The 12,641-nt window shown below is 61.6% G+C and carries 12 protein-coding genes; 7 read left to right on the top strand and 5 right to left on the bottom strand.

Annotation, left to right across the window (positions count from 1 at the left end; translation table 11 throughout):
• Positions 1–5 precede the first annotated feature (5 nt).
• From pstB to EL255_RS13665, 6 genes are all read left to right on the top strand, one after another.
• Positions 6–824, top strand: a complete 819-nt coding sequence (gene pstB / locus EL255_RS13690; protein WP_042654558.1) for a phosphate ABC transporter ATP-binding protein PstB — start codon at positions 6–8, stop codon at positions 822–824.
• Between the two features lie 171 nt (positions 825–995).
• Positions 996–1,706 (top strand): phosphate signaling complex protein PhoU, encoded by a 711-nt coding sequence (gene phoU / locus EL255_RS13685; protein WP_025327511.1) that lies wholly within the window; start codon positions 996–998, stop codon positions 1,704–1,706.
• 192 nt (positions 1,707–1,898) lie between these two features.
• The gene (locus tag EL255_RS13680) at positions 1,899–3,230 is read left to right on the top strand and encodes a polyamine export protein PaeA (protein WP_042654559.1); all 1,332 of its coding nucleotides are present in this window, start codon (positions 1,899–1,901) and stop codon (positions 3,228–3,230) included.
• Between the two features lie 132 nt (positions 3,231–3,362).
• Positions 3,363–3,905: a hypothetical protein gene (locus EL255_RS13675; RefSeq protein ID WP_042654560.1), complete on the top strand. Its 543-nt coding sequence runs from the start codon at positions 3,363–3,365 to the stop codon at positions 3,903–3,905.
• A gap of 338 nt (positions 3,906–4,243) precedes the next feature.
• Positions 4,244–5,146: a homocysteine S-methyltransferase family protein gene (locus EL255_RS13670; protein ID WP_042654561.1), complete on the top strand. Its 903-nt coding sequence runs from the start codon at positions 4,244–4,246 to the stop codon at positions 5,144–5,146.
• Positions 5,147–5,155: 9 nt separating this feature from the next.
• The gene (locus tag EL255_RS13665) at positions 5,156–6,556 is read left to right on the top strand and encodes a basic amino acid/polyamine antiporter (RefSeq protein ID WP_042654562.1); all 1,401 of its coding nucleotides are present in this window, start codon (positions 5,156–5,158) and stop codon (positions 6,554–6,556) included.
• A gap of 75 nt (positions 6,557–6,631) precedes the next feature.
• Here the strand turns inward: EL255_RS13665 and EL255_RS13660 are convergent, their stop codons facing one another.
• The gene (locus EL255_RS13660) at positions 6,632–7,471 is read right to left on the bottom strand and encodes a sterol desaturase family protein (protein WP_042654731.1); all 840 of its coding nucleotides are present in this window, start codon (positions 7,469–7,471) and stop codon (positions 6,632–6,634) included.
• A 143-nt stretch (positions 7,472–7,614) separates the two neighbouring features.
• On the opposite strand from EL255_RS13660, the gene EL255_RS13655 reads away from it, so the two are divergent.
• Positions 7,615–8,076, top strand: coding sequence for a DUF2059 domain-containing protein (locus tag EL255_RS13655; protein ID WP_042654563.1), 462 nt, complete (start codon positions 7,615–7,617; stop codon positions 8,074–8,076).
• Between the two features lie 76 nt (positions 8,077–8,152).
• On the opposite strand, the gene EL255_RS13650 is transcribed toward EL255_RS13655, so the two are convergent.
• The 4 genes from EL255_RS13650 to uhpC form a co-directional block, all read right to left on the bottom strand.
• A complete protein-coding gene (locus tag EL255_RS13650; protein WP_126623510.1) occupies positions 8,153–8,896 on the bottom strand; it encodes an amino acid ABC transporter ATP-binding protein in 744 nt (247 codons plus the stop codon).
• Positions 8,897–8,956: 60 nt separating this feature from the next.
• Complete coding sequence (locus tag EL255_RS13645; RefSeq protein ID WP_042654565.1) at positions 8,957–9,916, bottom strand: amino acid ABC transporter permease; 960 nt, start codon at positions 9,914–9,916, stop codon at positions 8,957–8,959.
• 98 nt (positions 9,917–10,014) lie between these two features.
• Positions 10,015–10,815 (bottom strand): transporter substrate-binding domain-containing protein, encoded by an 801-nt coding sequence (locus EL255_RS13640; protein ID WP_042654566.1) that lies wholly within the window; start codon positions 10,813–10,815, stop codon positions 10,015–10,017.
• Positions 10,816–11,284: 469 nt separating this feature from the next.
• Positions 11,285–12,616 (bottom strand): MFS transporter, encoded by a 1,332-nt coding sequence (gene uhpC / locus EL255_RS13635; protein ID WP_042654567.1) that lies wholly within the window; start codon positions 12,614–12,616, stop codon positions 11,285–11,287.
• Between the last annotated feature and the right edge of the window lie 25 nt (positions 12,617–12,641).

The raw sequence follows: 12,641 nt of genomic DNA, 5'->3' as shown, positions 1-12,641 counted from the left end.
AACAGATGATCAACGTAACACCGACTTCGACCCAGCATACCGCCCTGGACCTGCTCAACCTGAGCCCGGAACAGACCGCGCTGGAGGTCAAGGATCTCAACCTGTATTACGGCAACAAGCAGGCGCTGTTCAACGTCAACATGAAGATCCCCAAGGGACAAGTGACCGCCTTCATCGGCCCGTCCGGCTGCGGCAAGTCGACCCTGCTGCGCTGCATCAACCGGATGAACGATCTGGTGGAGATCTGCCGCATCGAGGGGGAAATCCAGCTGCACGGCCACAACATCTATGACAAGAGCGTGGATGTCTCCGCCCTGCGCCGTCAGGTGGGCATGGTGTTCCAGCGCCCGAACCCCTTCCCCAAGTCCATCTACGAGAACGTGGTCTATGGCCTGCGCCTGCAGGGCATCAACGACAGACGCACCCTGGATGAGGCCGCCGAGCGTTCACTGCGCGGCGCCGCGCTGTGGGACGAGGTGAAGGATCGCTTGCACGACAATGCGTTCGGGCTGTCCGGTGGTCAGCAGCAGCGGCTGGTGATCGCCCGTGCCATCGCCATCGAGCCGGAAGTGCTGCTGCTCGATGAACCAACCTCGGCGCTGGACCCCATCTCGACCCTCACCATCGAGGAGCTGATCAACGAGCTCAAGAGCCAGTTCACCGTGGTGATAGTGACCCACAACATGCAGCAGGCGGCGCGGGTGTCGGATCAGACCGCCTTCATGTACATGGGCGAGCTCATCGAGTACTCGAACACCAACACCATCTTCACCACCCCGGCCAAGAAGAAGACCGAAGACTACATCACCGGTCGTTACGGCTAAGAGATGAGGATAACTGACATGCACAACCAGAAACAGATTGGCGGTCGGTTCAACGGCTAAGGCATGGTTGGTGCAACAAGGGTTATTGGTATGAACAAGATGAGCATCAATAAACAGATTACCGGTCGGTTCAACGGCTAAGGCATAATCGGAGCAACAAGGATTATTTGTATGGACAATATGAACCTCAATAAACACATCTCCGGTCAGTTCAATGCCGAGCTCGAGAACGTGCGCAACCAGGTGCTGGTGATGGGCGGTCTGGTGGAGCAGCAGCTGACCGACGCCATCTCGGCCATCCACATCCAGGATCTGGACGCGGCGCGCAAGATAGTGGCGAACGACCACAAGGTCAACGCCATGGAAGTGGCCATCGACGAGGAGTGCACCCGCATCATCGCCAAGCGTCAGCCGACCGCATCCGACCTGCGGCTGGTGATGGCCATCATCAAGACCATCACGGATCTGGAGCGCATCGGCGACGTGGCGGACAAGATAGCCCGCATGCTGACCGACAACGCCAACAAGCCGCAGCCGCCGCTGGTGTCGCTCGAGAACATGGGCCGCCGCACCATCAAGATGCTGCACGACGTGCTCGACGCCTTCGCCCGCATGGATCTGGAGGCGGCCATCGCCGTCTACAAGGAAGATGACAAGGTGGATCGGGAGTACGAGTCCATCATCCGCGAGCTGATGACCTACATGATGGAAGATCCGCGCACCATTCCCCAGGTACTGAACGTGCTGTGGGCGGCGCGGGCCATCGAGCGGGTCGGTGATCGCTGCCAGCACATCTGCGAGTACATCGTCTACTACGTCAAGGGCAAGGACGTACGCCACACCAAGGCCGATGAACTGAGCGACCTGCTCGGCAAGCATTGAGTCAGAAATGAATAAAAAGGCGCATTGAGCGCCTTTTTTGTTGCATTGGGCGACAGGTTAAGATAACGCCACCCAATGGGCGCTTTTCTGCTAGAATACTGCCCCTGTGTGAGTCCCGGATGGACTCACGGTCTGGTATCCCGGGCCCAGTTTGCCGTCTTGTGCTAAGGCGGCTGTCGCAATAGGTCAATCATGAGTTTTGCCGATAGTTTATTCTTTTTAATGCTGCTGGTAGCCGGCAGCGTGTTCTTCTCCCTCTCCGAGATCTCTCTCGCCGCCTCCCGCAAGATCAAGTTGCAGGTGATGGCCGACGAGGGAAACCGCCATGCCGAAAAAGTGCTGGCGCTGCAGGCCCAGCCGGGTAACTTCTTCACCGTGGTGCAGATAGGCCTCAACACCGTCGCCATCCTGGGTGGCATCCTGGGCGAATCCGCCCTGAACCCGGCCATCAAGACCTTCATCACCAGCTTCTATCAGGGCCCCTGGCTCTCCCAGATAAGCTCGGTCGTCTCTTTCGTGGTCGTCACCAGCCTCTTTATCCTGATCGCCGACCTGATGCCCAAACGCCTCGCCATGAGCATGCCGGAGCGGGTTGCCGTGGTGGTGGTGCGTCCCATGCTGCTGTGCGTGACCCTGCTGATGCCGCTGGTGTGGTTCTTCAATGGCATGGCGAACGCGTTGTTCCGCTTACTGCGGGTCTCCATGATCCGCAACGACGAGATCACCTCGGACGACATCTATGCGGTGATGGATGCGGGCGCCGAGGCGGGGGTCATCCAGCGTGAGGAGCATCAGCTCATCGAGAACGTGTTCGAGTTGCAATCCCTCGGCGTCACCTCCGCCATGACGGCCCGCGAGAGCCTCATCTACTTCACCCTGCAAGAGGGCGAGGAGAGCATCAAGGCCAAGATCGCCGAGCACCCCCACAACAAGTTCCTGGTGTGCGATCACAACCTCGACAGCATCAAGGGCTTCGTCGACGCCAAGGAGCTGCTGATCCGCGTCATCAGCGGCCAGAGCATCGATCTCAACAGCGGCTCCCTGGTGCAGAGCGTCATCATCATCCCCGACACCCTGAACCTCTACGAGGCGATGGAGTACTTCAAGAATCATCGGGGCGACTTCGCCGTGGTGATGAACGAATACGCCCTGGTGGTGGGGATAGTCACCATGAACGATCTGATGAGCACCGTCATGGGCGAGTGGGCCACCCATGCGATGGAAGAGCAGATAGTGCAGCGGGACGAGAACTCCTGGCTGGTGGACGGGGTCACCCCCATCTCCGACGTGATGCGGGCCTTCGACATCGAGGAGTTCCCGGGGAACCAGAACTACGAGACCATCGCCGGTTTCATCATGTTCATGCTGCGCAAGATCCCCAAGCGCACCGACTCGGTGAAATACGCGGGCTACAAGTTCGAAGTGGTGGACATCGACAGCTACAAGATCGATCAACTGCTGGTCACCCGGGTCGAACCCATCGCGAGCGACAAGCTGGCGCAGGAGTCACATCCGGCGGTCTGATCGGGAAGCTTGACCCAAGTGGGCCGGTTTTCGTTAGAATGCGTCGACGATAAGTGTGAAGTGGTGGACCGGGCCGGGATGAGCCGCGGACCACCAGGAACCCATAGTGACCGAGAAGGTCGTTCAGGAGTCATGAAGATGCCGTCTTATTCCCGTGCGCTGGCCTGTGTGGCGCTGGCCATCGCCCTGGGGGCCTGCAGCCAGAGCGCGCCCCGCAAGCCCGCCGCCGCGGCCAAGCCCGCAACCCCCCAGGCCGCCGTCGTGGTGCCGCAGCCGGATCCCGATGCCGTGGTGCAAAGCGCCGTGGCAGAGCCGAGCCCGGTGTTTGATGAGGAGTATCAGGGACCGGAGCAGGGATCCTTGGAGTCGGTGACGGCCCTGTTTGCCCGTGGCTACATCGAGTCCGCCATGCGCGAGACCATGCTGGCGGCGGTGCACAGCGACTACCCGCTGCTCGGCATGCGGGACGTGCGGCTGACCGATCCCGTGCCTAAGTTCCTCACCTCCGCCCAGGCGCGTACCACGGCCCATGACTACCTCTATGCCGGGGTGCAGCGCAGGCTGGGTCGCCCCCTGAGCCCGGCCCAGTGGGAGCAGATCTGGCAAGGCTTGCCCCAGCAGGGACGCGTTTCCGACTGGGTCAAGCAGACCAAGCGGGTGCTGGCGGGGCGCTAAACCGTCACCACAGATAAGAGATGAGGCCACCCCAGGGTGGCCTCACGCTTTTCTGCCTTCTGCCTTCTGCCTTCTGCCTTCTGCCTTCTGCCTTCTGCCTTCTGCCTTCTGCCTTCTGCCGCTTTCACTGCGTTGCCCCATCTTCTGCCGGCTGATTTCCGGTGATACCGATTGCCGTCGGCTCGGCTTTGTCTTATCTTGCTTTAGCCATCTAAACATCTATATGTTTTTATGGCTGATTTCCCGGGGTGCCGAATTCACATCGACGGCGACGCATCGCCGCAGGACATGGCCGGGTACACAACAGACAAACACAGAAAAACAAAGAGACAGGACAGATGGAAACACAGGCATTGTGGGTACTGGACGGTGGCATGGGGCGTGAGCTGGCACGGCGGGGCGCGCCGTTTCGCCAGCCCGAGTGGTCGGCGCTGGCGCTGATGGAGGCGCCGCAGACGGTGCGCGAGGTGCATCAGGCCTATGTGGCCAGCGGTGCCCGTGTCATCACCACCAACAGCTATGCGCTGGTGCCGTTTCATATCGGCGCCGAGCGCTTTGCCGCCGAGGGGGAAACGCTGGCGGCGCTGGCGGGCCAGTTGGCGCGGGAAGTCGCCGATGCACATACCGACGCCGTGCAGGTGGCGGGATCCTTGCCGCCGCTGTTTGGCTCTTACCGTGCCGACTTGTTCGAGGCGGACAGGGTGAGCGAGCTGGCGGCGCCGCTCATTCGGGCGCTGGCGCCTCAGGTGGACATCTGGCTGGCCGAGACCATGAGCCTGATCGCCGAGCCGCTGGCGCTCAAGGCGCTGTTGCCGGCGGATGGCAAGCCGTTCTGGGTCTCCTTCACCCTGGAGGACGAGACGCCAGGGCGCGAGCCCCTGCTTCGCTCCGGCGAGCGGGTGGTGGATGCCGTCACAGCGCTGGTCGGGGTCGGAGTGGATGCCATCCTGTTCAACTGCTGTCAGCCCGAGGTGATCGAGGCCGCGCTGGCGGTGGCCGGCGCCAGATTGCAGGCGCTGGGGCGAGGGGATATTCGCCTCGGTGCCTATGCCAACGCTTTTCCGCCCCAGCCCAAGGAGGCCACCGCCAACGACGGTCTGGACGAGATCCGCGCCGATCTGGGGCCACTGGATTACCTCGGCTGGGCCGAGCGCTGGCGCGCCGTGGGGGCCTCTCTCATCGGCGGTTGTTGCGGCATAGGCCCCGAGCATATTCAGGCCCTGGCCAGTCGGCTGCGCTAAGGAGAGCATATGAAAGAGAGCAAAATAGGCCTCTGGTCCCTCACCGCCCTGGTGTTCAGCTCCATGGTGGGGGCGGGTATCTTCAGCCTGCCCCAGAACATGGCCGAGGTGGCCGGTGCCAGGGCCGTGCTGATCGGTTGGGGCGTCACCGGGGTGGGCATATTGGCGCTGGCTGCGAGTTTTCTCTATCTGTCGCGGCTAAGGCCCGATCTCGATGGCGGCATCTACAGCTATGCCCGCGCCGGCTTTGGCGATCTGGTGGGTTTCTTCTCCGCCTGGGGTTACTGGTTGTGCGCCACCATAGGCGTGGTGGGCTATCTGGTGATCGCCTTCGCCGCCCTCGGCAGCTTCGTCGACACGCCAGAACACATCTGGTTTGGCGAGGGCAACACCTTGGCCGCCTTCATCGGCGAGTCCTGCATTCTCTGGGCCGTGCATCTGCTGGTGGCCCGCGGCGTGCAGCAGGCGGCCCTGTTCAATCTGGTGGCGACCCTGGCCAAGAGCCTGCCGTTGCTGCTGTTCATCCTGTTCGCCTGCTACTGGTTCGACCCGATGACCTTCGCGGCGGATCAGGGGGGCAGCACGCTTGCAGTGCCGGTTTCCGAGCAGGTGCGCAACACCATGCTGATCACCCTCTGGGTCTTTACCGGCATCGAAGGGGCGGCCGTCTTGTCGGCCCGCGCCAGGAACAGGCGGGATGTGGGCACGGCCACCGTGCTGGGGGTGGTGCTGGCACTGCTGCTCTATGTGCTCATCTCGGTGCTGGCGCTGGGGATATTGAGCAGACCCGAGCTGGCGGCCTTGCCCAACCCCTCCATGGCGGGACTGATGGCCCAGATGACCGGCTCCTGGGGCAAGCTGCTGATCAGTGTCGGCCTCATCGTCTCGGTGCTGGCCTCCTATGTGAGCTGGACCCTGTTCTCGGCCGAGGTGCCGTTCAGCGCGGCGCGCCACGGCGCCTTTCCGGCCATCTTCCGGCGCCAGAACCGCAACGGCACCCCCATCGCCTCCCTCTGGCTCACCAGCCTGACGGTGCAGGGTTGCCTGTTGCTGGTGTGGCTGCTCGGCAAGGGGTATACCAGTCTGCTGCTCATCTCCACCTCGATGATCCTGGTGCCCTATCTGCTGATCGGCCTGTTCCTGCTCAAGCTCTCCTTCAGTGGGCAGGGCAATGGCTTGATGCGGGCGGTGGCGCTGCTGTCGAGCGGCTACGGCCTCTGGCTGCTCTATGCCGCCGGGGTGGAATACCTGCTGCTCTCCTTGCTGCTCTACGGGCCGGGCCTGCTGCTGTTTCTCTACAGCCGCCGCCAGCTGGCTGGCGCCGAACGGCTCAGTGGCCGCGAGCGACTGCTGGCCGGGATGACCCTGGTGAGCCTCATTCCCGCGCTCTGGTCATTTGCCCATGTCTGACTCGGGTCTGTGACTGGCAATGAAAGAGAGCGCCCTGGTGGCGCTCTCTTTTTTGCTCTGCTTCAAGGCTCTGATTCAGGCGCTGCCGGGGCCGGCCGGTTTGCCAAACAGCACCCTCAGTTTCTTCTGCCAGGGCAGGCCGCGGGCCTCACGCAACATGTCGCGCCACTCGTGGAAGGTGAGGGTGAGGGGGTTGAAGCTGCGGATGGGCTTGGTGATACCGAACCGGCAAGGCTCGGCAGGGTCCTCTTCCACGAAGGTGCCAAACAGTCGATCCCAGATGATCAGCACCCCGGCGAAGTTGCGGTCTATGTACTTGGCGTTGCTGGCGTGATGCACCCTGTGGTGGGAGGGGGTATTGAGGATCCACTCCAGCCGGCCAAGCTTGCCCACCACCTGGGTGTGGACGAAGAACTGGAAGCCCAGGCTCAGCAGCACGGTGGCGACCACGGCCTCTGGCGGGAAGCCGATGAGGATCATCGGGATCCAGAACAGCCACATGCCGGAGACGGGGTACATCAGGCTCTGGCGAAAGGCGGTTGAGAGGTTGAGCCGCTCGGAGCTGTGATGCACCACGTGGGAGGCCCACAGCCAGCGCACATGGTGGCTGGCGAAATGGAACAGCCAGTAACAGAGATCCTGCAGCAAGAACAGCAGCAAGATGCTCCAGAAGTTGAGTTCGATGTCCAGCAGCCGCCAGCCCCAGAGGGCGTCATAACAGTAAGCGATGGCGATGGCCGCCAGCGCATCGCCGCCCTGATGCATCAGCGCCAGCGCCCCGTTGGCAAACAGATCCCGCCACTGGTAGGTGGCGGTGGGAAAGGCCGCCCCGTGTTTGCGCAGATAGAGCATCTCCCAGCCGATGAAGGCCAGAAAGACGGGGGAGAGGTAGAGCAGCAGCAGTTGCACATCCATGTGATGCATCCGGTTGGACCAGTTGGGTTCCAGCATACCGAATGAATTTAAAATTTCATTAACATATTGCACCGCCATCTGGTGACTGGTCTGAATTTAAATTCAATGTAACCTGTTGTTTTTATATGGTTTAAGAGGTGGTTATGCAGTTGGTGAAAAGAGGGGTGGTCATTGCCCTGTTGTGGAGTGGCTGTGTGTGGGCCGATCCTGCTCAGAAATTGGTCGACCTGCTCAATAGCAAGCAGCAAGTGGAGCAGTTGCAGGCCCAGATGCAGGCACAGATGATCCCGCTGATCATTCGGGGGGCGGGCGAACATGCGCAGGAATTGGCCAAGCATCGCGATGTACTGGAGGCCTGGTTTGGCCGTTATCTCTCCTGGCCAGCCATGAGTGCCGAGGTGGCCGCCATCTATCGCAAGCATTTCACCGACGCCGAGCTCAAGGAGCTGATTGCCTTCTATCAGAGTCCGGTTGGGAAAAAATCCCTGGACACCATGCCGGCCATCTTTCAGGAGAGCTCGCTGGTGGGCAAATCCCTGGCCGAGCGCAACATGCCGGCACTGCAAACCATGCTGGATGAAGCAAAACGTCAAGCTGCAAAATAGACGCGACGGGTTGAGCCTGTATCAGCGTGAAGAGGGAGCCATGGGCTCCCTCTTCTGCCTTCTATGGCTGTCAGCGTCAGAGCACCTGACTCAGGAACTGGCGCAGGCGCGGGGAGGGGGGATTGTCAAAGAAATCGGTCGGCTTCTCATCCACCAGCAGCTCGCCGTTTTCCATGAACAGCACCCGATCCGCCACCTCGCGGGCGAAGCCCATCTCGTGGGTCACCACCACCATGGTCATGCCCTCCCGGGCCAGCCCCTTCATCACATCCAGCACCTCGCCCACCATCTCGGGATCGAGGGCGCTGGTGGGCTCATCAAACAGCATGATGCGTGGCTGCATGGCGAGCGCCCTGGCGATGGCCACCCGTTGCTGCTGGCCGCCGGAGAGCTGGGACGGATAACTCTCGGCCTTGTTGGCCAGCCCCACCTTGAGCAGCAGCGCCTTGGCCCTGTCCTGCGCGTCGTTGCGCGACAGACCGCGCACCTTCTGGGGAGCGAGACTGATGTTGTCCAGCACGTTGAGATGGGGGAAGAGGTTGAAGGACTGGAACACCATGCCCACCTCTTCCCGCAGCTTGTTGACATCCCCCGGCTCGGTCAGGCAGATGCCATCGATCAGGATGTCGCCGTCGTTGATGGTCTCCAGCTGGTTGAGGGTGCGCAGGAAGGTGGATTTGCCGGAGCCGCTCGGCCCGACGATCACCACCACCTCCCCTTCGGCCACCTGGGTGCTGACGTTCTTCAGGGCGTGCACGCCGCCGGCATAGATCTTCTCCACGCCGGTGGCCTTGATGATGGGGTCCGCTTTGTTACGCATGGTCATGCCTTGGTCCTCCCGGCGTCGATCTGTCTCGGGTCGCCGGTCTCAATGATGGGATCAGTTGCTGCGCGCATATTTCACCTCCAGACGACGCACCAGGAAGGAGAGGGTGCCGGTCAATACCAGATAGAGCAGGGCCACGGTGAACCACACCTCGAACGGGCTGAAGGTGGAGCTGACCACCTCGCGGCCGGCCTTGGTCAGATCCGTGATGGAGATGACGGAGACCAGGGAGGAGTCCTTGATCAGGTTGATAAACTGGCCCGCCAGCGGCGGCAATACTCGTTTGAACGCCTGGGGCAGGATCACGTAGCGCATGGTCTGGGCCGAGGTCAGCCCCAGGCTGCGACCCGCCTCCATCTGGCCCTTGTGGATGGAGCTGATGCCGGCGCGCACTATCTCGGCCACATAGGCGCCGGTGAAGACCGCGAGCGCCGCCACCCCGGCGGTGAAGCGATCCAGATTGAGCACGGTGCCGATAAAGAAGTAGACGATGAAGATCTGCACCAGCAGCGGGGTGCCACGGATCAGCTCCACATAGGTGACCGCCAGGTTGCGCAGGGCCGGGTTGGGGGAGAGGCGGGCGAGGCCGGCCAGGGTGCCCAGCAAGATGGCGAAGATGCCTGCCACCAGGGAGAGCTTGACCGTGACCCAGACACCCCAGGCGATGGGGCCTGCGGTCCAGGTGAGTTCGATATCCAGGGTATCGCCGAGGAAGACGGTATCCCCTTCGGCAACCTGGGCGCCGCTGGCGGCGATGGGCTGGCGCTGGCCGGGATCGGTATCGTTTTGCAGGAACAGCTGGCGCTTCTCGGCGGCCGTGGTGCCGGCCACTACGGTGCCGTCAAACTCGGCGTAATTCTTCTGTTCGGCCTGGTAGGCGATGTACTGGGGGATGCGTTCCCAGCGCCAGGTGTAATCCACCGATTGCACGGCCTTGTAAATGCCAAAGACGGCGGTCAGCAGCAGCAGCAGGAAGATGCCATGCCAGAGCAGCTGATTGGGTTGTTTTTCCATCTGTCTTGTGGATTTGGGGTTGATCACTGTCACAACCTCTCTTGTCGTTATTGTGTGGGGAACTGCGTGAAGGGGCGGCCGGGCCGCCCCTTGAGAGGTTATTTGAGTTGATTCAACCAGGCGTTGGATTCAAACCACTTCTTGTAGAGGCGGTCGTAGCTGCCGTCGCCCTTGATCTGGCGCAGGTAGTTGTTCAGCCAGTTGAGGGTGTCTTGATCCCCCTTGCGGATGGCCCAGGCCAGCGGCTCGAAGGTGAACGGCTTGTCGAGGTGCACCACGGCGCCCTGATTCTGGGAGGCGAAGATGGCGTTGTAGGGCAGATCGTAGATGAAGGCATCCACCTTGCCGTTGATCACTTCCAGCTTGGCGTCGTCCTGGGTTTCATACTGCAGCAGGGTGGCCTTGGGGATCATGCGCTTGACCGCCTGCTCGCCTGTGGTGCCGAGCTTGACCGCGATCTTGTACTTGGGATCGTTGAGATCCTGGAAGGACTTGATCTCGCCCGCCTTGTCCTTGCGCAGCACTATGGTCTGACCGACGACTATGTAGGGGTCGGCGAAGTTGACGCGCAGGTTGCGCTGGGGGGTGACCGTCATGCCACCCATGATGACATCGAACTTGTCGGTCAAGAGGGCCGGGATGATGCCGTCCCAGGCGGTGTTGACGAACTCGACCTTGACCCCCATCTCCTTGGCGACCATCTTGGCCAGGTCCACGTCGAAGCCGATGTACTGGCCCTGCTTGTTGGTCATCTCGAAGGGTTGATAGCCGGCATCGAAGCCGACGCGCAGCACACCGCGCTCCAGCACGGCATCCAGAGTGGAACTAGGGGCAGAGCTGGGTGCGGCATTGGCCAGCCCGCACAGCAGCAGGGTAGAGAGAATGAGTTTTTTGATCATAAGTGACGTCTCTGTCGAAAGTGTGTTCGGCCTTGAACCTGATCCCGTGCGACTCCGTGGCACAAGAGACTGCTGCATCCGGCAACAGGCAAGACAGGATTATTGTCTTGAGTTGGGTAGAAGCCCCATATGAGATTCTATGAATGACGCGCTGAGTGAAAAATGTACCAAAAGCCGATTGTGCCAGATGACTCAATAGGTTAGTGCGACTTTTTCCTCGCGGCCTGGCTCATAAAACCACATGAAAACAACATATCTATCTAACGCCGTGGGTTCAAGTCCAAAAGCTTATAAGGGGCACTTTCGCCGGTTCAGCGGGAATCAAATGGGCTTGATGATGGCGAACCATAGTCGGATGACCCCTCTTGGGCCGCGGTGGGGCTGGGACTCGATGGTCTCAAGCCGATCGGCGGCCAGAAGGCGGGAGAGACGCTGACTGCGAGACAAGGGACCGACCCGAAGGTCGCCGTCAGGCCGGCTCGGTGAGCAGGGGACGTGGCGCCTGGGCTTTGAGGAAGGGCAGCAGCAACAGGGCCGAGACCCCGGCCGCCACCGAGATCACCACGAAGAAGCCGTTCCAGTGCCAGATCTCCATCACCTTGGCCAGAGGATAGCCCGCCAGCGCGGCCCCCATGTAGGCGAACAGGCCGACGAAGCCGGTGGCGGCCCCGGCGCAGTCCTTGTGGGAGCACTCGGCGGCGGCCATGCCGATCAGCATCTGCGGGCCGAACACGAAGAAGCCGATGGTGAAGAAGCAGGCCGCCTGCATCACGTAGCTGAAGAAGGGCATCAGCCAGAGCGAGCCCACCGCCAGCAGTATCCCTATCGCGAAGATCAGGTTCATCGGCCCCCGGTTGCCGTTGAACAGCTTGTCCGATCCCCAGCCCGCCACCAGGGCGCCGATGAAGCCCCCCACCTCGAACATGGAGATGGCGGAGTTGGCGCTCATCAGGTTGAAGCCGCGCTGCTCCGTCATGTAGAGGTTGCCCCAGTCGTTGATGGCGGTACGCACCACGTAGACCAGCACGTAGCAGCAGGCCAGCAGCCAGATGTAGGGGTTGCCGAGCACGTACTTGTGCAGGATCTGGCGCGGCGTCAGATCGGCATCCTGGGTCTGCTGGGCTATCTCCAGCGCATCGCTTCGCCACTCGCCGACCGTGGGCAGCCCCAGGGTGCTCGGGGTATCCCGCAGTCGCCAGCAGAGGATCAGCCCGACCAGTATGGCGATGAGCCCCGGCACTATCATGCCGTAGCGCCAGCCATGCTGCAGGGCTATGGTGCTGACGATGAGCGGGATCAGCGCGCCGCCCACGTTGTGGGCCGTGTTCCAGGCCGACCACCAGAAGCCGCGCTCGGTGCGCGAATACCAGCTGGTCAGCAGCTTGGAGCAGGGGGGCCAGCCCCAGCCCTGGAAGAAGGCGTTGGCGACCCAGAGCGCCGCGAACAGCCACAGCGACGAGGAGAGGCCGAACAATATGTTGATGACCCCGGTCGCCATCAGCCCCAACCCCATGAAGTAACGGGGGTTGGCCCGATCGCTTATGATGCCGGAGAAGAACTTGGAGCAGCCGTAGGTGAGGTAGAACAGGGTCCACAGCATGCCGATGTCGGCCTTGTTCAGGATGCCGCTCGCCAGCATGTCCGGCATGGCGAAGTTGAAGCTCTTGCGGGTGAAGTAGAACACCGCGTAGCCCAGATACATGGTCAGCAAGATGTGCAGGCGCCAGTGGCGATAGCTGGCATCGATCTCGCGCTGATCCCGCACCAGGGGGGCCGGGCGGCTCTTCATAAAGTTCAGCATGGCACTGGGATCATCCAGGATGGGT

Origin of the sequence: Aeromonas encheleia (genome assembly GCF_900637545.1) — a bacterium.
GTDB classification, from domain to species: Bacteria; Pseudomonadota; Gammaproteobacteria; order Enterobacterales; family Aeromonadaceae; genus Aeromonas; species Aeromonas encheleia.
This window is presented reverse-complemented; position numbering and strand designations above follow the sequence as displayed.